This is a genomic window from Hyphomonas sp. CY54-11-8 (genome assembly GCF_000682735.1).
Classification (GTDB): domain Bacteria; phylum Pseudomonadota; class Alphaproteobacteria; order Caulobacterales; family Hyphomonadaceae; genus Hyphomonas.
In genome coordinates this window covers 184549-207569 of the sequence record NZ_AWFD01000037.1, presented here as the reverse complement: position 1 = coordinate 207569, position 23021 = coordinate 184549, and the positions used below count along the sequence as shown (strand labels likewise).

General features: G+C 62.4%; 21 protein-coding genes and 1 pseudogene. 9 read left to right on the top strand and 13 right to left on the bottom strand.

Annotated features, from left to right (window positions below; translation table 11 throughout):
• The coding region (locus HY17_RS18090; RefSeq protein ID WP_034769234.1) for an NADPH:quinone oxidoreductase family protein at positions 1 to 735 on the top strand (735 nt) is incomplete at its 5' end.
• Positions 736 to 775: 40 nt separating this feature from the next.
• Complete coding sequence (locus tag HY17_RS18085) at positions 776 to 1915, top strand: zinc-binding dehydrogenase (RefSeq protein WP_034769233.1); 1140 nt, start codon at positions 776 to 778, stop codon at positions 1913 to 1915.
• 4 nt (positions 1916 to 1919) lie between these two features.
• Here HY17_RS18085 and HY17_RS18080 read toward each other — a convergent pair whose 3' ends face one another.
• From HY17_RS18080 to HY17_RS18055, 6 genes are all read right to left on the bottom strand, one after another.
• A complete protein-coding gene (locus HY17_RS18080) occupies positions 1920 to 2660 on the bottom strand; it encodes a type I pantothenate kinase (RefSeq protein WP_051600293.1) in 741 nt (246 codons plus the stop codon).
• Between the two features lie 35 nt (positions 2661 to 2695).
• The gene (locus tag HY17_RS18075) at positions 2696 to 3595 is read right to left on the bottom strand and encodes an SDR family oxidoreductase (RefSeq protein WP_034769232.1); all 900 of its coding nucleotides are present in this window, start codon (positions 3593 to 3595) and stop codon (positions 2696 to 2698) included.
• A gap of 100 nt (positions 3596 to 3695) precedes the next feature.
• Entirely contained in the window at positions 3696 to 4049 is a 354-nt protein-coding gene (locus HY17_RS18070; protein WP_051600292.1) for a hypothetical protein, read from the bottom strand.
• Positions 4042 to 5172, bottom strand: coding sequence for a mechanosensitive ion channel family protein (locus HY17_RS18065; RefSeq protein WP_051600291.1), 1131 nt, complete (start codon positions 5170 to 5172; stop codon positions 4042 to 4044). The genes HY17_RS18070 and HY17_RS18065 overlap by 8 nt, the downstream gene beginning before the upstream one ends.
• Before the next feature lie 41 nt (positions 5173 to 5213).
• Complete coding sequence (locus tag HY17_RS18060; protein ID WP_051600290.1) at positions 5214 to 6050, bottom strand: mechanosensitive ion channel family protein; 837 nt, start codon at positions 6048 to 6050, stop codon at positions 5214 to 5216.
• Between the two features lie 13 nt (positions 6051 to 6063).
• Positions 6064 to 6714, bottom strand: coding sequence for a hypothetical protein (locus tag HY17_RS18055; RefSeq protein WP_139068774.1), 651 nt, complete (start codon positions 6712 to 6714; stop codon positions 6064 to 6066).
• 240 nt (positions 6715 to 6954) lie between these two features.
• Here HY17_RS18055 and HY17_RS20080 point away from each other — a divergent pair, with 240 nt between their 5' ends.
• Positions 6955 to 7371 (top strand): HU family DNA-binding protein, encoded by a 417-nt coding sequence (locus HY17_RS20080; protein ID WP_034769228.1) that lies wholly within the window; start codon positions 6955 to 6957, stop codon positions 7369 to 7371.
• A gap of 69 nt (positions 7372 to 7440) precedes the next feature.
• Here HY17_RS20080 and HY17_RS18045 read toward each other — a convergent pair whose 3' ends face one another.
• The gene (locus HY17_RS18045) at positions 7441 to 9042 is read right to left on the bottom strand and encodes a cisplatin damage response ATP-dependent DNA ligase (protein WP_034769318.1); all 1602 of its coding nucleotides are present in this window, start codon (positions 9040 to 9042) and stop codon (positions 7441 to 7443) included.
• Between the two features lie 88 nt (positions 9043 to 9130).
• Between HY17_RS18045 and HY17_RS18040 the strand changes: the two genes are divergently transcribed.
• Positions 9131 to 9745 (top strand): glutathione S-transferase family protein, encoded by a 615-nt coding sequence (locus HY17_RS18040; RefSeq protein ID WP_034769226.1) that lies wholly within the window; start codon positions 9131 to 9133, stop codon positions 9743 to 9745.
• Positions 9746 to 9817: 72 nt separating this feature from the next.
• On the opposite strand, the gene HY17_RS18035 is transcribed toward HY17_RS18040, so the two are convergent.
• From HY17_RS18035 to HY17_RS18020, 4 genes are all read right to left on the bottom strand, one after another.
• Positions 9818 to 10390 carry a hypothetical protein gene (locus HY17_RS18035; protein WP_155843672.1) on the bottom strand — a complete coding sequence of 191 codons (573 nt, stop codon included), beginning with the start codon at positions 10388 to 10390 and terminating at the stop codon, positions 9818 to 9820.
• Complete coding sequence (locus HY17_RS19745) at positions 10387 to 11589, bottom strand: trypsin-like serine protease (protein ID WP_051600289.1); 1203 nt, start codon at positions 11587 to 11589, stop codon at positions 10387 to 10389. Before HY17_RS19745 ends, HY17_RS18035 begins: the two co-directional genes overlap by 4 nt.
• Positions 11590 to 11698: 109 nt before the next feature.
• Positions 11699 to 12160 carry a nuclear transport factor 2 family protein gene (locus tag HY17_RS18025; RefSeq protein WP_051600288.1) on the bottom strand — a complete coding sequence of 154 codons (462 nt, stop codon included), beginning with the start codon at positions 12158 to 12160 and terminating at the stop codon, positions 11699 to 11701.
• A gap of 95 nt (positions 12161 to 12255) precedes the next feature.
• Entirely contained in the window at positions 12256 to 13284 is a 1029-nt protein-coding gene (locus tag HY17_RS18020; RefSeq protein ID WP_034769217.1) for a ligase-associated DNA damage response exonuclease, read from the bottom strand.
• Positions 13285 to 13462: 178 nt separating this feature from the next.
• Between HY17_RS18020 and HY17_RS18015 the strand changes: the two genes are divergently transcribed.
• Positions 13463 to 15016 carry a serine hydrolase gene (locus HY17_RS18015; protein WP_081813221.1) on the top strand — a complete coding sequence of 518 codons (1554 nt, stop codon included), beginning with the start codon at positions 13463 to 13465 and terminating at the stop codon, positions 15014 to 15016.
• A gap of 14 nt (positions 15017 to 15030) precedes the next feature.
• On the opposite strand, the gene HY17_RS18010 is transcribed toward HY17_RS18015, so the two are convergent.
• Positions 15031 to 15717: a hypothetical protein gene (locus HY17_RS18010; RefSeq protein ID WP_034769216.1), complete on the bottom strand. Its 687-nt coding sequence runs from the start codon at positions 15715 to 15717 to the stop codon at positions 15031 to 15033.
• A gap of 98 nt (positions 15718 to 15815) precedes the next feature.
• Here HY17_RS18010 and HY17_RS18005 point away from each other — a divergent pair, with 98 nt between their 5' ends.
• The gene (locus HY17_RS18005; RefSeq protein WP_034769215.1) at positions 15816 to 18323 is read left to right on the top strand and encodes a ligase-associated DNA damage response DEXH box helicase; all 2508 of its coding nucleotides are present in this window, start codon (positions 15816 to 15818) and stop codon (positions 18321 to 18323) included.
• Between the two features lie 79 nt (positions 18324 to 18402).
• On the opposite strand, the gene HY17_RS18000 is transcribed toward HY17_RS18005, so the two are convergent.
• Positions 18403 to 19524, bottom strand: coding sequence for an acyltransferase (locus tag HY17_RS18000; RefSeq protein ID WP_065383248.1), 1122 nt, complete (start codon positions 19522 to 19524; stop codon positions 18403 to 18405).
• A 249-nt stretch (positions 19525 to 19773) separates the two neighbouring features.
• Between HY17_RS18000 and pdeM the strand changes: the two genes are divergently transcribed.
• The 3 genes and pseudogenes from pdeM to HY17_RS17985 all read left to right on the top strand — a co-directional run bounded on the left by pdeM (position 19774) and on the right by HY17_RS17985 (position 22988).
• Positions 19774 to 20499, top strand: coding sequence for a ligase-associated DNA damage response endonuclease PdeM (gene pdeM / locus HY17_RS17995; protein ID WP_034769211.1), 726 nt, complete (start codon positions 19774 to 19776; stop codon positions 20497 to 20499).
• A gap of 354 nt (positions 20500 to 20853) precedes the next feature.
• Positions 20854 to 21421, top strand: a pseudogene (locus HY17_RS17990) (helix-turn-helix transcriptional regulator).
• A 67-nt stretch (positions 21422 to 21488) separates the two neighbouring features.
• Positions 21489 to 22988, top strand: coding sequence for a pyridoxal-dependent decarboxylase (locus tag HY17_RS17985; protein ID WP_051600287.1), 1500 nt, complete (start codon positions 21489 to 21491; stop codon positions 22986 to 22988).
• The last annotated feature ends 33 nt before the right edge of the window (positions 22989 to 23021 follow it).

Genomic DNA, 23021 nt, shown 5'->3' with positions numbered 1-23021 from the left:
AAACCCGGCGACGAAGTGATCGGCGGCAACAAGACCGGCGCCTATGCGGAATACGCCGTGCTGCCGGCAGCGAGCCTGTCGCCCAAGCCTGCGCCTTTCTCCTTTGCCGAAGCCGCCGCATTTCCGGCGGCCTACATCACCGCTTATGTGGCGCTGGTCGTGCGAGCGAATTTGCAGCCGGGCGAGACCCTGCTTGTGCATGGCGCCAGCGGCGGGGTCGGCATGGCGGCGGTTGATGTCGGCAAGCTGCTTGGCGCGACCGTCATTGCCACGTCTGCCTCCGACGCCAAGCTTGAAAAGGTGCTGGAATACGGCGCGGATTACGGCATCAATGTCAGCCAAGGTTTTCGCGACAAGGTGAAGTCGCTGACGGGCGGGCGAGGCGCCGACGTCATCTTCGACCCGGTCGGCGGGGACGTTTTCGATGAAAGCGTGCGCTGTATCGCCTTCGACGGACGCCTGCTGGTGGTGGGCTTCACATCTGGCCGCATTCCGGAAGTCAAAGTGAACATGCCGCTGATCAAGGGTTTCTCGGTTGTCGGCGTGCGCGCCGGAGAATATGGCCGCCAGTTCCCGGAGCGGGGGCGAGCAAACCAGGCCGCAATCCGGAAATGGGCCAATGAAGGCAAAGTACATCCGCATGTCTTCCGCGAGATCGCGCTGGAGGACTGGCGCGAAGCGTGGCGCCTGCTGACGGACCGCGAAGTTGTCGGTAAGGTCATTATAAGGCCCTGACACACATTCAAAAATTCAAACCCTTAGAGAGGAATACCCGATGGCTGACCAACTTCCCGAGACAAGCCTCCAGATCCGCACGCTGGTGACGCCGGAAGGCAAACTCGAACTCTCCCTCGCCGAGGCGCCTGTAAAAGCGCCCGGCCCGGACCAGGTTGTGGTTCGTGTTGAAGGCACGCCGATCAACCCGTCCGATCTGGGCCTCCTGGTTGGCGGTGCTGACATGTCGACCGCCGTTCAGGGTGGCACGAAAGACAATCCGACCATTTCTGCCGATGTGCCGGAGGGCGGACTACGTGCCATGAAAGCCCGGCTTGGCCAGTCGCTGGCCGTTGGTAATGAAGGCGCAGGCACCGTGATTGCCGCGGGCGACTCCCCGGCAGCACAGGCCCTGCTCGGCAAGATGGTTACCTGCCTTGGCGGGAACATGTACCAGCAATACCGTACACTGCATGTCTCGCAGTGCATGGCCCTGCCGGATGGCACGACGGCAGAGCAGGGGGCATCCTGCTATGTGAACCCGCTGACGGCGCTGTCCTTTGTGGAAACGATGAAAGCCAAAGGGCATGAGGCGCTGGTTCATACCGCTGCCGCTTCAAACCTCGGCCAGATGCTGAACAAGATCTGCCTCAAGGACGGCGTGCCTATCCTCAACATCGTCCGCAAGGAAGAGCAGGCGGAAATCCTGCGCGGCATCGGTGCGAAGCATATCGTCAACTCGACCTCGCCGACTTTCATGGAAGACCTGATCAATGGCCTCGTCGAGACAGGCGCCACAATGGGCTTCGATGCCATCGGTGGCGGTCCGCTGGCCGGACAGCTGCTGATCGCGATGGAAGCGGCCGCCAGCCGCAAGATGAAGGAATATTCCCGCTACGGCTCTGGCACTGAAACGCAGGTCTATATCTATGGCCGACTCGACATGTCACCGACCATCGTTCCGGCCGGCGTCGGCTTTGCCTGGAACCTCAGCGGCTACCTGTTGACTCCGTTCCTGGAAAAGGCCGCTCCGGAAGTGCGTGCACGCATGTACAAGCGCGTCATAGACGAACTGAACACGACCTTTGCCAGCCACTATACGAAGACGATCTCGCTGGCCGATGCGCTCGATCTGGAAACACTGCACGCCTACAATGCCAAGGCGACCGGCGAGAAATACCTGATCGACCCGACCCTCTAGGCTGTCAAAGCAGCCTGTCTTCCGCGATCGTGATAGTATGGTCGCGGGTCTTGAAGAGAACGATATCGGCCCGCTGTTTCAGCGGGGCGATATTTTCTCTGAGGTTCGCCAGGTTGATCCGCTCCCAGACGGACTGAGCGAATTCGAGCAGCTCCGGTTCCGACATGTGCAGGAAGTTCGCATAGAAGGATGACGGATCCTCCCGTGCGGCGTTCCACAGGCGCACGAAGCGTTCCAGGAACCAGGCAAGCAGGTCGTCCTCGCTGGCATCAAGATAGATCAGCAGGTCCGGTTCGTGCGTTTCGCGCGGGGGCGGCGACAATGGCTGGAAGCCGAGCCCTTCCAGGATCAGGACGTCCGGCTGGGCGATGACGCGTGTCAGAGCCGGGTCCACATCATAGATGACATGGCTATAGGCCGGAAAGGCGGCTTCGCCCGTGCGAAGGGTGCGGAGCGCCTCGCCGAGGGCCTGATGGTCATAGGTTTCGGGGAAGCCTTTGCGAAGCGTCAGCTCCCGCTCAGCCAGCACGCTGTTCGGGTACAGGAAGCCGTCTGTCGAAACGGTTGCGACGTCCAGCGTATCGTCCAGCACGTCGGCGAGCGCCCCGGCAAGTGTGGTCTTGCCGGAGGCGACGGAACCGGTGAGGCCGGCGATCAGGCCTTCCCGGTCCGCCTGCAGTTCAGAGAGGCGGGCGGCCAGCGCTTGGATGCCGCCCCCATCGGTGTTCTGCGTCTCTGTCGTCATTCTGGTCCGTTCTGGTATTGCGAAACGCTCGCAACCTACACGGTTCGTTTCGCCTTGTCCTCTGCATTCGCGCCTTCAATGGCTTCGCGGGCAGCGGTCCATTGCTCGTCGCTCCAGGCGGCCAGCGCGCTGAAGTTTCCGCCGGAGGCGTTGTACATGCCGCCATCGATCGCGATGGTCTGGCCGTTGATGTACTCGGCGCCCGGCGCCATCAGCAGGACGGCAAGGTTCACCAGCTCATGCATCTCGCCCACGCGGCCCATCGGGTTGGCGGTGGAGCGCTCCATGCTGCTCGTGCCGGAGTCCGGCGAGAGACGGGCCCATGCGCCCTTGGTGGGGAAGGGCCCCGGTGCGATCGCGTTGAACCGCAGGCCGTAGCGGCCCCACTCGACGGCGAGGGATTGCGTCATCGTGTTCACTGCCGCCTTCGACATCGCCGAGGGCACGACAAATGGCCCGCCATTCCAGACCCAGGTCGTCAGGATGGAGCAGACACTGCCCTTGCGCTTCTGGTCGATCCAGCGCTTGCCGATGTCGTGCGTCATGTAGAACGAACCGCGGAACACGATGTTCGAAATCGCATCGAAGCCGCGGATGGAAAGATCTTCCGTGCGCGAGATGAAATTGCCTGCGGCATTGTTCATCAGGCCCGTTAGGGCCCCGTGCTTTGACCAGATCTCATCGTTCATGTCCGTGATCGCTTCGGCGACCCGGATATCGCAGGCATGCGGCACGACCTTGCCGCCATGCTTTTCTATGAGTTCGGCCGCTGTTTCTTCGCACACGCCGCCGCGGCGGCCGCAAATGTGCACCTCCGCGCCGAGTTTCAGGAAGCCTTCGGCCATTTCCTTGCCAAGGCCGGTGCCGCCTCCTGTGATGAGGATGCGTTCATCCTTCATCAGGCCGTCGCGAAACATGAGTTTGGATGTGTCCATGATGATCCTCCCGAGATCTCTGCTTGTTTTGGAGAGATCATAGGACGGGCAGCCGGACTGAACAGCCCGTATCGCGGCGTCAGCGAAAACAGATCGCTTGCTATTTGCGGAATGGCAGGCTGACCAGGCGCCAGAGTATCCAGAGTGGCAGGACAATGGTGGCTCCGGCGAGCGCAGGCTTCCAGAAATTACGGATCGCCCAGCCCGCAGCAGCCAGTGTCTGTTTTGCAATTGCCGCCAGGGCGGCCGGAATGTTTGCATCCGGAGCGGCCGGATTGAAGTTTGCCGCCATCACGAAAAAGCCGACCAGAATGCAAAGCCCGGTCAGCTTCACGCCGCCCCAGAGGCTGATCCCGAACAGGCGCCGCAGGAGCGGGCGTTTCGGCGGCTTGCCGGGCTTCTCCAGCGGAGCGGACGCCGGTGCCGGATCGCTAGTGGGGGGAAGGTCAGTCATCTTCCGAAGGGGCCATGGGTGGCGGCGCTGCCGCAGCACTCTGATTGGCATCAGCCGGTGCCTTGTACGGAACATAGACAACGTGCTGGAACGGGATTGTTACGCCATTGGCATCGAAGGCTTCTTTTACGGCCTTGGTGATATCTGCGCGGACATCGACGAATTCAGGTGTCGCCACGAAGGCGCGCAAGCGAACCTGGACGCTGGAAGAAGCGAGGGCGTGAATTCCTACCCAGGTTTCATCGTCCGCCAGAATTCTCGGATGCGCATCAGCGACTTCCCGGACCAGGCGCATGGCAAGGTCCATATCGTCATCGTAGGAAATGTCGAAATAGAGATCGAGGCGCCGGCGTGTCTGACGGGTGTGGTTGATCAGCGGTTCGGCCCACACCTTGTCATTGGTGATGGAGACGATCTTGTTGTCGATCTGCTTCACCTGCGTGAGGAAAGGCGTGATGTCGATCACTTCACCATCGAGCCCGGCCACGCTGACATAGTCACCGATCCGGAACGGCCGGAAGATTGCCAGCATGATCCCGGCGGCAACAGCCTTCAGCGTGTCCTGCAGGGCAAGACCGATGGCCAGGCCAGCTGCGCCGAGCAAGGCGGCAAGCGATGCCGTCGGGAAGCCGAGTTGTGTCAGCGCAAAGACGATCGCAACAGCAAAGATCAGGTATTTGAACAGCGACGCGGCAAAAGCAAACAGCGTGTCGTCCGCGCCAGTACGCCGATGCGCTTTCCGTCCGAACCGGCGCAATGAACGGGCAGTCCCATTGGCGATGATCACCGCGACCACGAGGATTGCCACGGCCCCGACGGCACCCGGTCCGCGTTGCTCCACCATGGCTTCCCAGTCATACCCGGCAAGGCCGAGCGGAATGGGGCTGAGCAGGATCAGGGCAAACACACGGGTGATGGAGGCCGCAAGGTCCCAGTTTGACCCCTCGAACTCCTTGTCCTTGGACAGGGCCCGTTTGCCGATCAGCAGAACCAGTCGGCGTGCCAGCCCGGCCATGATCCACACAGCGATGGCCGAAAGGAGCACGAACCCCCATTTCTCGACATAGGGTTCAATCGTTGTGGCCCATACCGGCCAGCCTGTGGTGTCTATCTGCAGCTTCATGCAAATCTTCTGTCATGCGGCGTGGCGTGCCACAACTGACTTCAGCTGACCTCTCGCGTGATATTCACCTGGTGTGGATACGGGATGGAGATGCCAGCAGCATCCAGGGCTTCCTTGACCGTTCTGGTGAGGGTCCAGCGGACTTCCCAATAGTCCGGCGTTTTCACCCACGGACGGGCCACAATGTCGACTGAGCTGGCGCCCAGCGTATTGACGCGCACTACGGGCGCCGGGTCTGCGAGCACACGGTCGTCGGCTTTCACCGCCCGTTCAATCACCTCCATCGCATTCTCCAGGCCATCGCCATAATCGACGCTGAAGACCAGATCGACACGGCGTGTCGGATAACCGGCATAGTTGCGGATCACGCCAGAAATCGCCTGGCTGTTGGGGACGATGATCTGAACATTGTCGGGGGAGGCAAGGATGGTCTGGAACAGATTGATGTCCTTCACCGTGCCGCCCTCGCCGGCGAGTTCGACATATTGGCCGACGCTGTAGGGACGGAAAAGCAAGATCATGATGCCCGATGCGATGTTGCCGAGGGCGCCCTGCAGCGAGAGGCCAATGGCCAGTGTCGTGGCGCCGAGTATGGCGACAAAGCTGGTTGCCTGAACGCCGAACAGCTGCAGCGCGGCAATGATTGTCGCTGCCGTCAGGAACCAGCGCGTGATGGAGGCGAAGAAACTGCCGAGCGTATCGTCAATATTCGGTCGCTTCGTGGCCTGCGTGCGCACCATGCTGGCCACCCAACCGGAAATGCGGAGACCAATGATCAGGACAATGAAGGCCCCGACGGCTTTCAGCGCATAACCTGCAAGTACCGGCCAATGTTCCGCCAGCTGGGCTTCCCAGTCGATATTGTTCAGAAAATCCATTTTGTACTCCGTATCAAATTCCGGCTGGGACAGTCGTTCCGTCTGCGCCGCGCAACAGGCGCAGGCCGAGGATCAGCACCCCGGACACGCCAGTCATGATGGCAAGCCACCCCATGCCCGTCACCGTCCAGTTATTGGCGATAACGCCCATCAGGCCCCAGGCGAGGGCCGCAAAAAACCAAAGGCTGCGGCTGATATAGCGCGCAAAGACCCACGATCCCAACGCAGCAGTTGCCAAAAAGATCCATAGCATCTGCCATGGAAGATCGGTTGGGCCATAGCTCGTGAAATTACGAATCAGCAGGGGGACGGAGATGCTGATGGCAACGAGAATCCAGCCGGAAAGCAGGCCGGTGGCGGCGTCTGCGATTAATTTTACGACACTTCCGCCCATGCCTCGCATGTGGTCGAAACGTGCCGCGGCGGTCCAGGACAAGGCCGCGATGGGAAACAGGAGCAGGAAATCGAGTGGCTGATAAGCGATCAGTTGCGCGCTCAACATCCACGCAATGTTTGCTGCACCCGCCAGCGCGAGCGGTGCGCCGACGCGCAACATCCATGGCTCACGATGGCGCCATGTGGTGTAGGCAAAGGCAATATATGCCCCAAAAATAAGGCTCCAGATGGAAAAGAAGGCGGGCAGGGGCTGTTCCGGTGCCTGCATTCCGCGTGTGGCATCCCCGATGGGTGTGCCAATTCCAAGCCATGGCGCCATCGCGCCAGAGAGCGGCTGAAGGATTCCGAAGACGACAAGGAGAAGTGGAAGACGCGGTTTCATCAGCACCCATGTGGCAGGGTTTGTGTGTGTAGAAAATTGCGTCGAACTGAAAAAAAGCAAGGCAGGCCGGCATTTTTACGCTATTCGCCTGCCGACTCATTTGAGTCGGAATAGAGGAATTTGCTCATGGCAAAGAAACCTGTGGCCAAGAAGGCCGCTGCGAAACCCGCCGCTAAGCCGGCAACGACCCGGGCTGCTGCTGCGAAGCCGGCCGCAAAGCCTGCTGCACGCACTGCTGCGAAAACGGCTGCTGCTCCGAAGAAGGTCGTCACCGTCACCCTGCGCCAGCTGGCTGCTGAACTGGCCGAAGCGCATGGCATGACGAAAAAGCAGACCGAAGCTGTTCTGGGCGATCTGGTCACCATGACCACGAAGCGCCTGAAGAAGGGCGAAAAAGTCCGTTTCACGGGCCTTGGCACGATGGAAGTGCGCAAGCGTCCGGCCCGTATGGGCCGCAACCCGGCAACCGGCGAAGCCATCAAGATCAAGGCTTCCAAGAAAGTTGCTTTCCGCGTTGCGAAGGAACTCAAGGAATCCGTCTGATAACAGACGAAATTCCAGACTTACTGAAGGCCGGGCGTATTTTGCGCCCGGCCTTTTCTTATTCGCGTCCTATTCCGGCAACATGGCTTCCAGCGTTTCCAGCCGGTCGGCTTCTTCAGCGGGTTTGTCCCAGCGGATGCGGTTGATGCGGGGGAACCGCATGGCGAGACCGGATTTGTGACGGGCCGATCGCTGCAGGCCTTCGAACGCAACTTCCAGGACGATTTCCGGCGTGACCGACCGCACAGGTCCAAAACGGTCGATCGTGTTTTCACGGACGAATTTGTCGAGCTGTTTCAACTCCTCATCCGTAAAGCCGAAATAGGCTTTGCCGACGGGGGTCAGCGCTTCGTCCTTCCAGACACCGAAGGTGAAATCGGAATAGAAGCCAGAGCGCTTGCCATGGCCCCGTTGGGCGTAGAGCAGCACGGCATCGACGAGGAACGGATCACGCTTCCATTTGTACCAAAGGCCCGCCGGACGTCCGGCCACATACGTGCTGTCCCAGCGTTTCAGCATCAGGCCCTCGATTTCGGGGGCTGGCGGGTTCATGCGCAAGTCATCGAGGTCTTTGAGGTTCGCCACGGGGACGAGCGGCGAAAGGTCCAGCTGTTCCGTTCCATGCCTGGCGATGAAGTCTTCGAGCGCGGTACGCCGATGCCGGAAGGGCAAGGCGCGAAGGTCGCCATGGCCATCGTGCAGCAGGTCATAGGCGCGGATGAAAGCCGGATGGCTTTCCATCAGCCGCTTCGTGACCGTCTTCCGGTTCAGACGCTGCTGCAGCGCATTGAAGGACGCGACGCCTTCGCCGTCCTCCGTGCGGATCAGCAGCTCCCCGTCCAGCGTGCCCTGAAAATTCATGCCGGCCAGCACATCCGGAAAAGTGTGGGAAATGTCGTCGCCCGTGCGGGTGTAGATGCGCCGGACCGTACCTTCAACGGACGCCTGGATACGAACGCCGTCATACTTCCATTCGGCGGCGAACCTGTCCGCTGTGACGAGCGCCGGGTCTACCGCGTCCGGGTTGTCCCGGTCCGCTTTCGGGATCAGGGGATGGGCCAGCATAACAGGCCGGAAGGGCGCGGCAATATCCGGAGACGGACGGCTGGTTTTTCCTTCCAGCCATGCAAACAGGGTCTCATAAGGCGCCGCGAGGCCGTGCCAGATTTCCTCAATCTCTGTGATGTCGACATCGCCGAAGTCCGCCAAAGCCATTTTGGCCATGCGCGCTGACACGCCGATGCGGAGGCCGCCCATGATCAGTTTCAGCAGCGCCCACCGGCCAGTCGCATCCAGCCCGTCCAGCCAGCCGGCTACGAGGCGCGGTGCTTCGGCGCGTGTGGCCTCCTGCAAGGTTTCAACGATCTCGGAGAGGGGCGGGGTCCGGTTTACCCCATGCTCTCCTTGCCAGACGAGGCTGACCGTGTCGGCAAGGTCGCCGACATAGTCATACGACATGTTGAACAGGACCGGGTCTATCCGCTCTTCTGCCAGCGCGCGGATCGCGGCAGGCTTGATGCTTTTCAGGTCCAGCTCGCCGGTGAGGGCAGCGAGGGCATAGCCCCGGTCAGGATCTGGCGCGTTCGCGAAGAAGACCGTCATCAAATGCAGCTTGCCATTCCGCGAAGGCGTCAGCAGCAGGCGTTCGAGCAGGTCGGCAAAAGCTTGCATGGACTGATACATAGGGCCAAATGCGACGCATAACAGCGCCGGAAGCCTCGGTGCGCGATTAAATCAGGGCATCGAGAGGGAACGCCACATGACGCTGAAGCTCCATCACCTTAACGCATCCCGGTCGCAACGGATCGTCTGGCTGCTGGCCGAACTCGGTGTGCCGCACGAGATCGTTCACTACAAGCGCAACGAGGTGACGAACCTCGCGCCGCCGGACCTGTTGAAAATCCACCCGATGGGCAAATCGCCTTTGCTGGAGGACGGCGATGTCGTGATTGCGGAAACCGGCGCGATCGCGGAATACCTGATGGGCAGGTATGACACCGACTATCACCTGCACCCGCGTCCCAGCTCTCCGGAGTTTCCGCGATATCTTGAGTGGATCCACGCGGCCGAGGGCGCCGTGTTCCTTCCGGGCTTGCTACAGGTCTATTTTGCCCGTGTGGACATGACCGGCAATCCCGCAAAGGCCTTGATGGCGGCGGAACGGGAAAAGGCGGCGGACACGATTGAGGCGCACCTTTCCAAATATCCGTATTTCGCAGGCGAACGGTTCACCGCTGCGGACTGCCTGATGGGATTCCAGATCCTCATGTCCGATGCGCAGGGCGTGCTGGAAAACAGGCCGGCGACCAAGGCGTGGCTTGAAAAGATGAAAGCCCGGCCGGGTTGGCAGAAAATGATGGAAGTCGGGATCTAGGCGAAGTCGGGATCCAGACAAAGACCGTCCGGCTTCCGGAGGCTTAAGCCGGAAGCCGGGAAATCCGGTCGTTTACTCTTCGTCGCCCATGTCGTCCTCCACGGTCACGGCCCCTTCGAATATGTGGGTGAGATCTGACATTTCCGCCAGAGCCTCCGTCACAAATTCTGCGCGCCGGGCATCAAGCGAGCCGGAACAGCCGGTGTCATAGTTGATCCGCTGGCCTGTATCCCCCCGGCCAAGGTGGATGTAATAGACTCGGCCGCGCTGCAGGTATTGCGGGCAGAGGGCCGGAATGTCCTTTGTGATGTCGAGCACGCTGTCGATATCGTCAAAGCCCTGATCTTCGAAAGCTGTCTTCACGGCGGCGTACAGATCCCCCGGCGCGATGCCGGAATAGGCGCCGTCCTCCGCTGAGCGCTGCCAGTAATTGTCCGGGTCCAGCAGGACGTTCACGACCGGGCATCCAGCCGTCTGGCAGTCCATGATCGAAATGCTGATTGAGTGTGGGCCGCCGGTCGGCAACTCGTATGCAGCATCCGGCCGGGCGGGCAGGGGCGCGTACCTATCCGCCTCATCCGCATTGCGGCTGGCACATGCCGCGAGAACGAACCCGGCCGCGAGTAGAATCAGATTACGTATCACCGGCAAATATCCTCGTCGCTGTCGCACAACGCCATCACATCGCTCAACCAGCCCGAATAGCCCTGCAGGTTTGTGTAGCGGCCATTATAGTCTCCGGCACAGAACTGCCCGGTTTCACGGTTCTGTTCGACGACGGACAGAACCCCGACCGCGGTCTTCGAACCGTCTTCCTCGGTCACGTAGAGCGGCCCGCCGCTGTCGCCGACACAGGGACCGGCACCTGCCTGGCTGGCGACATAGATGGTTGCAGGACCGGTGCCTGTGATGCGGATGCTGGCGGCAAGAAGACTGTTCGACAGCTTCCCACCGAAATGCGTCAGGCCCCAGCCCGCCATCTCGGCGGTCTGATAATTCGCAGGCGCCAGCGGCATATCCGTCGCGCCGTAGCGGGCGACGGGCACATCACCCAGCGCCTCCACTTCCTCATCAGACAGGCGGATCAGGGCGAGGTCGTTTGCATATCCATTTGCCGTGCCGGCATAGCCGCCATGGCAAATGGCAAACTCCCCCTCGGTCGTGTGGGCCAGCGGTGAACTCAGATTTTCAGCCGTGCCGATGATGCGCAGCTGATCGAACGGCTCGTCGACGCAGTGGGCGGCCGTCGCCAGCCAGTGGTCCGCAATGCGCACCGCGCCGCAATGGCCGGTGGCGATCATGCCATCCTGGGCCGGTTTCACGGGCTCCAGCTTCACAATGCCGGGGAAACTGGCGAGGCTGGCTGCGAGGCCGTTCACTGCTTCGGCGCCGACGGCGGTCTCTTCGACCTCGGTGGCGCCGGCGACCGCGCCGACGGTCAGGGTGGGCGGGGCGTCCGCCGGCAGGCCACAAGGCACCGCGTTCAACTCGGCCAACGTCAGGCCGGGAACCGCGATGGCGGCGTCCTCGCTTTCGTCTTCGTCCACTTCTGGTTCGGCATCCGCTTCTTCGCCAACAATGCTTTCCGGGGACAGGAGCGTTTCCTCCTGCACCTCATCAAGAGGCATGTCCCGATCGACGGTTGGCGTTTCCCCCATGCCTGCAGAGTCTGCTTCAGGTTCGGCCATCAGCAGATCCGAATCGCTCTCGGTCATTTCGGTCGCGGGTGCGGCTTCGGGCTCTTCCTGGCCCGCCGGATTGATTCCCGGCAGGCGGACTGCATCGCAAGCGGGCAAGGCACTCAGCGCGATCAGCGCAGCACCGGCAAGCAGGTGGCGTTTCATTCTGAAATCCCCTTCTGGAACACCGTAGTGCGCAGTTAATGCCGGTGCCGCAGGCGGGGTCAACCGGCCTGATCGTCATGGCCAGTCAGACGCAGGAGGGAATGTGTCCTCAGAACATGGAATTCCCATGCTGCGAGGTTTCAGGCACCGGCTGGCTTGCGCCCCAGTGCTCTGCGAACTTACCGTCTTCCATACGGAAGATATGGATCACGGCATTGCCGCGGGAGTCCGGTTCCGCCTTGAAATGGACGTGCAGCCAGACAAGGTCGCCATCCGCAGCGGCGCGTTTGACGTCTGCATGCATCTCTGGGAATTTCTCAATGCGTCCGGCGAAATAGGCAAGGAAGCCATCCTTGCCATCAGGGACGTGCTGCGAATGCTGGATATAGCCGTCAGCGATGCATTCGCGGCCGGCCGTTTCAAGGTCAAGCTCCACCTCAATGACATTCATACACCAGATCGCCTTTTCAAGGTTTGCAGCTTCCAGTTGTTCCTGTGCGCTGGGTAGCGTTGCGCATGCACCAAGCGTGGTCAGGGTAAGCATGCTGAGAAGGGAGCTTTTGATACGCATAAATGTCCTTCCGGTGCCAATTTGAAACTGATTTGAGGCGTAAAGCCGAGGGGCGTGCAAGTCGATGCAACTAATTGTTATCGCTCACCGCCCCCTTATCCGGCCTCTTCCTCGTAGCCCACCAGGCGCAGCGGCCGGGCGCGGCGTCCTTCCAGCATGGCCCAGCGCACCAGCGCATCTTCCCGGCCATAGGTGACCCACAGCTCGTCGGGATTCACGTCCCGCACCGTGCCGGTCAGCTCGTCCCAGTCGGCATGGTCGGAAATGATCAGGGGCAGCTCGACGCCGCTCGCCTTGGCGCGCTGGCGCACGCTCATCCAACCGGAAGCAAAACCGATCAGCGGATCCGGGAAGCGCTGCGCCCATGTCCCTTCGAACGAGCCCGGCGGAGCGATCACGACCTGGCCGCGGAAGGCTTCGCGGGCAGCTTTGGATGTATCGTCCGTTGTGGCCGGGCGCAGGTCGCCCATCGGGACGCCGGCATCTTCATAGACCGCGCAGAGCTTTTCCAGTGCGCCATGGATGTAGATCGGCGCGTCATGCCCGGCGAGGCGCAGGTGACGGATCATCCGCTGCGCCTTGCCGAGGGAGTAGGCGCCGACACAGTGCGTGCGGTCCGGGAAGTCCGCGATGTTGCGCAGCAGCTTGCCCATTTCGTGCTCGGTCGGCGGATGACGGAAAACCGGCAGGCCGAAGGTCGCTTCGGAGATGAAGACATGCGTGCCGTCGACGGGCTCGAAACTGGCGCAGGTCGGGTCCCACCGGCGCTTGTAGTCGCCGGTAAAGGTCATCCGCAGGCCCTTGTATTCCACGGTGATCTGGGCAGAGCCGAGGATGTGCCCGGCGGGCGTCAGCCAGACCGAGACGCCATTGATGTCGATGACTTCGCCATATTCCAGCGCCTGCGTGGATTTCGCGAAATTCTTTCCGTATCGCGCCGCCATGATAGCCAGCGTGTGCGGATGCGACAGTACCGCGCCATGGCCGCCGCGGGCGTGATCGGAATGGCCGTGACTGATGACAGCCCGGCCGACTGCACCGCGCACGGGATCGAGATAGAAATCCCCCGGCGGGCAATAAAGGCCTTTTGGCGTTGGCTGCAGCAGGAGGTCCGGGCGGAGCATGCGGTTAATGTAGCGGTCCGTTGGCGGCAGGGAAGGCGGGGTTCGGTCAATTTCAACCCCGGCAGAAATGCCTCGCCCTGAATTTTCAGAGATTTTTCCAAATTCTAACTGAGTTGCCACACTTGCGACACGAAAGCCTGTGCATAGACTTCCCCCGGAGAAGAGGGAGTTTTCCAACATGCAGCCAGCCCGTTCCGTTTTTGCCTCCGCTATCGCGCTGGCCCTGATGGCCATGCCATCTTTCGCCCAGGAGGGCGGGAATACGGACCTGATGGACAAATCGCTGGCAGCTGGCTGGAAAGCGAGCTTCATCTGCTCCGACACGTTCGTTGCGGGCATGGATATGGAGACGATCGAGGACAACGACCTCGACGGCATCTACACCGACTACCGCCGCGCCTTTAACCAGCTGCCCGACGCGAAGATCGACTTGAACGAGCAGACGGTGAGTGTGCAGTATGACCGCTCCATGCCGCCGCGCATGGCGGTTTACCGGCCAGGCTTTGGCTGTACCCAGCTGCCGGCAGGCGCTGATGAAATCATGATCGGCTACCTGCCGCGCTTCGCGGCCTGGCCGGAAGCGACCGGTGAGGACCGGGGCAGTGCCATCGGGTCCAATGTGAAAGTCAGCCTGCGGACCGAAGAGGCAGAGCGTCTCGACATTCCGGTCTCTTTCGCCTTTGACGAACGCACCTATGGCAATGGCACGCGCACCAGCGCCGTGGTTGTGGTCAAGGACGGCCAGATCGTGGCCGAGCGCTATGCCCGCGGGATCGATCATGAAACGCCGCAGCGGACCTGGTCCGTTGCCAAGTCGATCACCGCCACTGTGCTTGGCGCCGCGCGCCGTCAGGGCATGATCGATATCGATTATCCGGCCGTGATCGAAGCCTGGGATTCCGGCGCCGACCCGCGCCGCAACATTACAATCCGCAATCTGATGCACATGGCCAGCGGCCTGGACAGCGGCGAATCCGGTTCGCGCACCGACCGGCTCTATTTCGGCGGCGGGCGCGTCGTGGATCAGGCGGCGTCCAAAGTGATGGAGGCGATGCCCGGCAAGCGGTTCAAATATGCCAATGACGATACGCTGATCGCCATGCGCTCCCTGCGGGAGGCGCTGGAGGATGACAGCAAGTTCCACAGCTTCCCGTACGAGGCTGTGCTGCACAAGATCGGCGCGCGCCACACCACGATGGAAGTGGACTGGAATGGCGACTTCATCTCATCCAGCCAGGTCTGGTCGACGGCGCGGGATCTCGCCCGTGTTGGCCAGCTCTACCTGCAGGACGGCATGTGGGGCAGCGAACGCATCCTGCCGGAAGGCTGGGTCGATTTCGTGAAGGCTCCGGCACCGGCCCAGCCGGCCAGCGGCCCGGGTTACGGCGCCCAGTTCTGGCTGATGACGGATGCGGAAGGCGTGCCGGCGGACACGTTCTACATGGCCGGTAATCGCGGACAGTATGTCGTCATCGTGCCCAGCATGAATGCCGTTATCGTGCGCCGCGGCTTCGATGTGATCGGCGGGGCCCGGTTCAACATCAACAATTTCACGCGCGATGTGCTGATGGCGCTGCAGGCGGCCGCAGACGAGCGGGCCGCTGTCACCGCGCAGCGCGATGCTGCCGAGGCTGAAATCGAAGCTGAGATCGACCGCCGGCGCGCGCGCAGCGAGAAGGCCATTCAGGCGATCCGCGAAGAGATCCTGGCGAAGTACGGGCTGACGGAGTAGCGGCGGACCAGGGCCTAGCGCTGGCCGAGCGCGGTGTCTGCCGAGTCAGGCAGGGCCACGAGATTGGTCACTTCGCGCCGCTCCGACTGGCTGAAGGGCTGCATCATCGCATTGCCGCTTATGTCCAGCGCGAAGGCCTGGATGTACGTCCGCCCATCCGGGGCGCGGGCGCAATTCGCCTTCATGCTGAAGCTGTCGATCTTTGCGACCATGGCAGGCTTGAACGGCTTTTCAGCGAACATCTCAAAGGCGAGGATACCGGGCGCGTCCTTGGACACCGTCACCCGACCGGTGAGATGCTTGTAGACTTTTGCGGTTTCCTCATCGTCGCCGGGCAAGGGCGTGAAGCTGTAGACGGCGGCCTCGCCGGATTCCGAAATCATCTTCGCGTCGGCAGGAATGTTCTCCTTGAAGCTGCTGCACCAGATCTTGTCACCGGAAGTGTTGGCCTTCAGGTCCGCGTAGCGCTCTGCGGCGTCGCCCTCCAGTGTGTCGGCGGCGGGGGAGATCAGCACCAGACGCTCGCCTTCCGGCAAGGACGGGTCGACCTGCGCCTCAGCGTTCAGGTCATCACCTTCGAGCTTCAGGTCGAACTTGTAGGCCGGCCCTTCCGCCGGTGCGGAGAGGGCGGCTTCCAGCGGTGTTTCAGCGAAGGCCGGAAGGGCAAACAGGGGCAGGGCGATCAGGAAGGCAGGGCGCATCGGGTTTCCATCAGCTGGGGAGAAGGCCTCACCTTGCCGGAAAGTGACTGGAAAAAAACCCGCAAATGCCGTGTCTTGCGGTAGTTTAATCTGAAGCCATGCCAGACAGCGCCCATCCTCCCGCATTTACCTTGCCCGAGCCTTTCGCAGGCTGGTTCGGCGCGCGCGGCTGGTCGGCGCGGCCGCACCAGCTGACGCTGGCGGAGGTATCGCTCGCTGGCGAGAGCGCGCTGCTGATCGCGCCGACGGGCGGCGGCAAGACGCTGGCCGGCTTCCTCGGCAGCCTGATCGAGCTCAGCCAGCAAGGCGCGCGCAAGAATTCCGGCATCCCGGCGCTGCACACGCTCTACATCTCGCCGCTGAAGGCGCTGGCGACGGATGTGCAGCGGAACCTCATGATGCCGGTCGAGGAGATGGGGCTCGGCCTGCGCATCGAGACGCGCACGGGCGATACGCCTTCCCATGTGCGCCAGCGGCAGCGCAAGACCCCTCCGGACGTGCTGCTGACCACGCCGGAACAGCTCGCCCTGTTCATCGCGTCCGACCATGCGAAAGAGTTCTTTGCCGACCTCAAATGCGTGATCGTGGACGAGATCCACGCCATCGCGGCTTCCAAGCGGGGGGATTTGCTCTCCCTTGGCCTTGCGACATTGGCGCAGTGGGCGCCGGCCTGCCGCTTCCTCGGCCTCTCCGCCACGGTGCGGGACCCGCAGGGCCTTGCCGACTGGCTGGATGTGCGCGGCGATGGCAAGGGCGTGCGGATCCTGCAGGCCGAAGGCGGCGTCTCGGCAGATGTCGATATTCTCATTTCAAATCAGCGTATTCCATGGAGCGGTCATTCCGGGCGGTTCGCCGTTCCTGAGGTTTATGAGGCCATCAAGCGCGCGACGATGACACTGGTCTTCGTCAACACGCGCAGCCAGGCGGAGCTGATGTTCCAGGAGCTGTGGAACGTGAACGAGGACGGCCTGCCGATCGCGCTGCACCATGGCTCCTTGTCGCGGGAACAGCGCACAAAAGTCGAGGCGGCGATGGCGGCAGGCAAACTGAAAGCCGTTGTCTGCACGTCCACTTTGGACCTTGGCATCGACTGGGGGGAGGTGGACCTCGTCATCCAGATGGGCGCGCCCAAGGGGGCCGCGCGGCTGATCCAGCGCATCGGCCGGGCGAACCACCGGATGGACGAGGCGAGCCGCGCCGTGCTGGTGCCGACGAACCGGTTCGAAGTGCTGGAATGCCGCGCCGCCGAGGCCGCCGTGGAGGCAGGCGAGATCGATGGCGAAGGCCTGAGACAGGGCGCGCTCGACGTGCTGGCCCAGCATGTCATGGGCCGCGCCTGCGGCGACGGGTTTGATCTTGCGGAGCTCTATGACGAGATCGTCCGTGCCGGGCCGTATCAGGACCTGGACTGGGAAGTCTTTGAAAGAATTGTCGATTTTGTTGCCACCGGTGGCTACGCGCTGAAGACTTATGACCGCTATCACCGCATCGTGCGCCGGCCCGACGGGCGCTGGGTGGCGCGCACGCCGCGGGATGCGCAGGCGCACCGGATGAATGTCGGCGCCATCGTTGAGGCGCCCATGCTGTCGGTGCGGATGGCGAGCTTTATCGGCAAACCCACAGCAGGTGAGCCGCGAGCGGTTCGGGCCGGCCACAAGCTGGGCGAGATGGAAGAATACTTCCTCTCGCAGCTGACCCCCGGCGACACGTTCCTGTTTGGCGGCGAAGTGCTGCGCCTTGTCGGCATCGAGGGGCTGGACGCGCTGGTCCTCCGCGCGACCGGCGACCGGCCCGCGATCCCCAGCTACAATGGCGGCAAGTTCCCGCTGACGACCTTCCTGGCCGACCGCGTGCGCCACATGATCCACAACCCTGCTGAATGGCGCCACCTGCCGCAGCCAGTGCAGGAATGGTTCGAGATCCAGCGCCTGCGTTCCGAGATCCCGCCGCCCGATCACCTTCTCGTCGAGACCTTTCCGCGCGGCGACCGGCACTACCTCGTCACTTACCCCTTTGAAGGCCGCCTTGCACACCAGACCCTCGGCATGTTGCTGACCCGGCGGCTGGAGCGGATTGGTGCCAAACCAACTGGTTTTGTGGCTAGCGAATACGCGATGGCCGTCTGGGGTATGGAAGATTTGAGTCCTGCAAACATGGAAGAATTGTTCCATCCGGACATGCTGGGCGATGACCTTGAAGCCTGGCTGGACGAGAGCGCGCTGATGAAGCGCACCTTCGGCCAGTGTGCGCAGATTTCCGGCCTGATCCACCGGAACCTGCCGGGCAAGGAGAAGAACTCAAGGCAGGTGAGCTTTTCCACAGACCTCATCTATGACGTGCTGCGCAGCCATGAGCCGGACCACGTCCTCCTGCAGGCGGCACGGCAGGATGCGGCGACGGGCCTGCTCGACGTCAGGCGTCTTGGTGAGATGCTGGTGCGTATCCAGGGCAAGATCGACCATGTGCCGCTCACCCGGATCAGCCCCTTTGCCGTGCCCGTGATGCTGGAGATCGGGAAGGAGCCCGTCTTCGGCGCGAGCGTGCAGGATGCGATCCTCAGCGAGGCGGAAGACACGCTGGTGCGCGACGCCATGCGCATCGATTAGGTGTTGGATAGATTGGTCCCCGGGACCATGAACAACACCGTGTATACACCATAAATACCTTGGCCCGGTGCGACGAACCTCAGGTGCCGCGCGCCTCGGCCGCCGGGAGGGCGGTGAGCCGCTGGAGAAGCGCGCTGACCATCCGTTTCCAGACATCCAGCCGCCGTTCCGACACTTCCGCGAGCGCAAAGCAGGCGGCCAGCGTCGCGGCCAGCAGCATCTGAACATGGAGCGGGTTGGCGGCGTCATAGCCCGGCAGCGCATGCAGGAAGCTGAGAATGGGGAAGTGGAACAGGTAGATCGAGAAGGTGGCGCCTGCGCACCATCGGATGAGATGCCCGGCCCGCGTGGACATCCACTGCGCTTGCCCGGACAGGCAGTAGACGCCAAGGAAGTGCACCGCAATCAGGAGGCCAAGCAGGTTTTCCCAGACGAACCTGTCGGAAAACCCGAGCAGACCGGGCGTCAGCCCCAGATCGATCGCGACCGATGTCAGCTTTAGCGGCACACCGCCGGCCAGCATGCCGGCGTACAGCCCCAGCGGCGCCGCGGCAAAAATCAGCGCCATCGGCCGCGACACCCGCTCCGCGCCTCCAGCCCGCAGGTGCAGGAACAGGCCTACGCCGATTGCCCATGCGGGCGCCAGCAGAAGGATCCGCGGCCCCGCTGCCAGAGCAACGGCCGCCAGGAGCAGGGCGCGCATCCGCCCTTTCGCGAACACGGCGATGCCGAAGGCGAGGTAGTACCAGGCCTCGTACGAGACTGACCAGAAGGGCGCATTCGAGCCGAGCCGGATGTTTTCGGGCATGATCTGGGTACTGAAGAAAAATGCCTTCAGGTATTGTTCGGCGCGCCCGGCATCATTGTACCAGGCGGCGTGATAGGTCTGCGGGAACAACATCGTGCCTGCCGTGTCCAGCGCGAAGGTCAGGATCAGCGCCGGAATGACAACGGAATAAAGGCGGGCCAGCCGCGCTTCGGCGAAAACCTGCGCGCCGCGTGTTCTGGCCAGCGTCGTATAGGCAATGACAAAGCCGGACAGCACGAAGAAGACGATGACCGCATCGCTTGCCATGTCCAGCTGGCGCAGCCGGTTCAGGAAGCCATCACTGAAGCGCGCATGGCCGGCGTGCGAAACGAAGACGAAAACGGCCGCGAGAAAGCGGATAGCGTCCAGGTACAGTGAAAAACCGCGGGACATTTCCGCAGATCCGCCTGTGTGGGCGCCGCCTCCATGAGGGGCAGACAGAGACTTGCCGGTTTTCAGAACTAGTCCCGCCCAGATTCCCGAATTCGAGCCCATCATGACAGAGCGGCCCTAATTTCTGCGTCAAACGGAGGGGGAAATTTCATTGAAAATTGAACGTCCTTCTCGGGCCGCCTTTGGCAGCAGGACGCGTGGCGGCATTCGGCATTTGACCGGTTTTGCGAGCCGGTCCAGAGTTCGCCCATGACCGCAGCCCTCGCAAACCGGCGTGAAGAGACTTTCCTGCATCTTGCGGGCGAGCTGCTCGTGCCGCTGCCGGAGGGCGGCCTCTGGTGGCCGGGCCAGCGCCTGCTGGTCGTCTCGGACCTGCACCTTGAGAAGGGCAGTTCCTACGCCGCGCGAGGCCAGATGCTGCCGCCCTATGACACGGGCGCGACGCTCGGCGTGGTCGAGCGGCTGTGTGCGCAGTTGATGCCGCAGACGATCATCTCGCTTGGTGACTCTTTTCACGACCGTGCGGCCGAGCTGCGCCTGCCGGAACCCTATGCGGAGCGCATCCGCGCGCTGACCTCTGCCCATGACTGGATCTGGGTGGAAGGCAACCACGACCCGGACCCGCCGGCGCATCTGGGCGGCCGGGCGGAGAAGACGGTTCACCTCGGCCCGCTCGTCTTCCGGCACGAGCCGGAAGGGGAGGCGGGCGAGGTCGCCGGGCACCTCCATCCCGTTGCGAAAGTGAAAGGCCGTGGACGGAATGTCCGCCGCCGCTGCTTCGCCAGCGACGGCGCGCGGCTGGTGATGCCCGCCCTGGGCGCCTTCACCGGCGGCCTCAACGTCCTCGACGACGCCTTCGGCAAAGTCTTTCCGGAAGGCCTGACGGCCTTTGCCCTCGGCGAAGGGAAAGTGTTCGTGCTTTCGGGTGGGAACCTGCTTGGGGATGTTCCGCGTGGGGCGCAGTGGAAGTTGTGAAGATTCCCGAGGGTGGGGTAACCGGTGAGCAGAAATCGTGGGATCTTCGTTTGGTGTGCGCTGTTCATCGCTGTCACCAGCTTAGGAGTTTTAAAGGCGTATATTAGCCTGTTCTGTGATGATGGGTCGATCCGTTGGGCTACACTAAACAACGATAGCTTATTGCAATCGTAGCAGTTGCTTGTTGCGTGCATGTTGGTAGGCGGTGTTTCCGCGACAATCGCCTTGTATGAGCTCACCAGAGACTAGTTTGGCGCGGGGGAATTCGCTCTATGACGATACTTCTCCCTCGCTTAACCGTAGGCAAATAATCCTATAGCGCTGGCCTCCGCGAACATGGCGGAGTGTGGCCTCATGCGGCACAAGGATATCTGGCGGGGGATTGACCAGCTGGCGGCCCATCATGGGCTGGCCCCCTCGGGCCTCGCGCGCCGATGGCCGCCCGCGCTGGCCGAGCACCGAGAGCCTCGCCCGCGTGCTAGACGTGGTCTGCTCGGGCTTTGACGATTTCGCTGCGCCGATCGATGCCCGCCAGGGCGCGGCCGCACCGCTGATCGGCTTCGCGCAGGCGGGCCGGGACGGCTATTTCGACGATGCCGGCTTTCCCTTGGGGCAGGGTTGCGAAGAGGTGCGCTTCCCCGGCCTCGGCACGGAAACGGTCTACGCCCTCGAAATCAGCGGCGACTCGATGGAGCCTGCCTACCGCGCGGGGGCCCGGATCATCGTTGCCCCCGGGGCAGAGGTGAAAAAGGGCGACCGTGTCGTTGCGAAAACCACTGGCGGGGAAGTGATGGCGAAGGTTCTGGAGCGGAAAAACAGCCGCACAATCGCGCTGGCCTCGCTGAATCCCGACTATCCCACGCGTGAGTTCAAACCGGGTGAAATCGCGTGGATCGCGCGGATTTTATGGGCGAGCCAATAGAAATTATTGACACCCTTGTGACATCCGGTGCTTTGCAAAACGCCTAAAAGCGGGTGATTACGCGCGCATGACTGACAAGCCCATTGAAGAGCCGACACCGCAGGAATCCCTCGACCCGGAAAACTGGGACGAATTCCGCGCGCAGGCCCGTCACATGCTGGATGCCGCCATCGACCGGCTGCAGGACGCGCGCCAGGGCCGCGTGTGGACAGAGCTGCCGGGCGAGATCAAGGACACGCTGAAGGCTCCGCTGCCCCGCGAGGGCTGGGGTGTGCCCGACGTGATGGGCCGGATGGAGGCGCTGCTGCCCTATGGCGCGGGCAATACCAATCCGCGTTTCTTCGGCTGGGTGCACGGCTCCGGCACGCCGGCAAACCTGCTGGCCGAGATTGCCGCCAGCGCGATGAACGCCAATGTCGGCGGGCGCGACCATGGCGCGATCTATGTCGAGAAGCAGGTCGTCGCCTGGTGCCGGGAACTGTTCGAGTTTCCGGAGACCGCGAGCGGCATCGTCGTCTCCGGTACGTCCATCGCGACGATCATCGCGGTGAAGGTGGCGCGCGATGCGCGGCTGAACTTCCATAGCCGCAAGGAAGGCATCTGCGGGCATGGCCTCGTCGGCTATACCTCGACCGAGACGCATTCCTGCGTGGCGCGGGCGTTTGACCTCCTGGGCCTCGGCACGGATGCGCTGCGCAAGATCCCGGCGAATGACCGGTTCGAGATTGACATGGACGCGCTGAAGGCCGCCATCGCCACCGACCGGGAAGCGGGCCTGACGCCCTTCATCGTGATCGGCACGGCCGGCACGGTGAATGTCGGCGCGATCGACCCGCTGGAAGAACTGGCTGACCTCGCCGCCGAAGAGAGCATGTGGTTCCACATCGATGGCGCCTTCGGATCGCTCGGTGTACTGAGCGACCGGGTGAAGGGCCGGTTGACCGGCGTGAAGCGCGCCGACTCGCTGGCCTTCGACTTCCATAAATGGCTGCACGTCAATTACGATGCTGGCTTCGCCCTCATCCGCGACGAGAAACTGCACCGCGCCGCCTTTACCGACCGGCCGGATTACCTGACCGCCAAGGCACGCGGCCTTGCAGGCGGTAATCCGTGGCCTGTTGAATATGGGCCGGAGCTGTCACGTGGGTTCCGGGCCCTCAAAGTGTGGGCGCAGATCGCCGAGTTCGGTACCGACCGCCTCGGCCGCATGATCGAGCGTAATTGCTATCAGGCCTCATATCTCGGCGAGCAGGTGGAGAAGACGCCGGGCCTCGAATTGCTGGCGCCGGTGGCGCTGAACATCTGCTGTTTCCGCTATACCGAGCCCGGCCTCTCTGACGCTGTGCTCGATGCGATGAACGACGAGATCGTCATCCAGCTGCAGGAGCAGGGGAGCGCCGCGCCATCGACCACGCGGCTGAAAGGGCGCCTCGCCATCCGCGTGAATATCACCAATCACCGCACGGCCCGCGCCGATCTCGACATCCTGCTGGATGAAGTGCAGCGCATCGCCGCTTCGCCGGAAGTTGCAGCAGTTAAGGAAGCGGCGCTCAAGGATGCGGGCTAGGCCCTTGCCGCAGGCACAAGAAACGGTCAGAAG

Bases quoted from the DNA above. Each gene is read 5' to 3' on its own strand.
- HY17_RS18040 (WP_034769226.1), top strand. From the start codon at position 9,131: ATGACGCTGAAGCTCCATCACCTTAACGCATCCCGGTCGCAACGGATC.
- HY17_RS19745 (WP_051600289.1), bottom strand. From the start codon at position 11,589: ATGAAACGCCACCTGCTTGCCGGTGCTGCGCTGATCGCGCTGAGTGCC.
- HY17_RS18070 (WP_051600292.1), bottom strand. From the start codon at position 4,049: ATGACTGACCTTCCCCCCACTAGCGATCCGGCACCGGCGTCCGCTCCG.
- HY17_RS18080 (WP_051600293.1), bottom strand. From the start codon at position 2,660: ATGACGACAGAGACGCAGAACACCGATGGGGGCGGCATCCAAGCGCTG.
- HY17_RS18010 (WP_034769216.1), bottom strand. From the start codon at position 15,717: ATGCGCCCTGCCTTCCTGATCGCCCTGCCCCTGTTTGCCCTTCCGGCC.
- HY17_RS18020 (WP_034769217.1), bottom strand. From the start codon at position 13,284: ATGCTCCGCCCGGACCTCCTGCTGCAGCCAACGCCAAAAGGCCTTTAT.
- HY17_RS18075 (WP_034769232.1), bottom strand. From the start codon at position 3,595: ATGGACACATCCAAACTCATGTTTCGCGACGGCCTGATGAAGGATGAA.
- HY17_RS18045 (WP_034769318.1), bottom strand. From the start codon at position 9,042: ATGCAAGCTTTTGCCGACCTGCTCGAACGCCTGCTGCTGACGCCTTCG.
- HY17_RS18000 (WP_065383248.1), bottom strand. From the start codon at position 19,524: ATGTCCCGCGGTTTTTCACTGTACCTGGACGCTATCCGCTTTCTCGCG.
- HY17_RS17985 (WP_051600287.1), top strand. From the start codon at position 21,489: ATGACTGACAAGCCCATTGAAGAGCCGACACCGCAGGAATCCCTCGAC.
- HY17_RS18055 (WP_139068774.1), bottom strand. From the start codon at position 6,714: ATGCAGGCACCGGAACAGCCCCTGCCCGCCTTCTTTTCCATCTGGAGC.
- HY17_RS18085 (WP_034769233.1), top strand. From the start codon at position 776: ATGGCTGACCAACTTCCCGAGACAAGCCTCCAGATCCGCACGCTGGTG.
- HY17_RS18025 (WP_051600288.1), bottom strand. From the start codon at position 12,160: ATGCGTATCAAAAGCTCCCTTCTCAGCATGCTTACCCTGACCACGCTT.
- HY17_RS18005 (WP_034769215.1), top strand. From the start codon at position 15,816: ATGCCAGACAGCGCCCATCCTCCCGCATTTACCTTGCCCGAGCCTTTC.
- HY17_RS18015 (WP_081813221.1), top strand. From the start codon at position 13,463: ATGCAGCCAGCCCGTTCCGTTTTTGCCTCCGCTATCGCGCTGGCCCTG.
- HY17_RS18065 (WP_051600291.1), bottom strand. From the start codon at position 5,172: ATGAAGCTGCAGATAGACACCACAGGCTGGCCGGTATGGGCCACAACG.
- HY17_RS20080 (WP_034769228.1), top strand. From the start codon at position 6,955: ATGGCAAAGAAACCTGTGGCCAAGAAGGCCGCTGCGAAACCCGCCGCT.
- pdeM (WP_034769211.1), top strand. From the start codon at position 19,774: ATGACCGCAGCCCTCGCAAACCGGCGTGAAGAGACTTTCCTGCATCTT.
- HY17_RS18060 (WP_051600290.1), bottom strand. From the start codon at position 6,050: ATGGATTTTCTGAACAATATCGACTGGGAAGCCCAGCTGGCGGAACAT.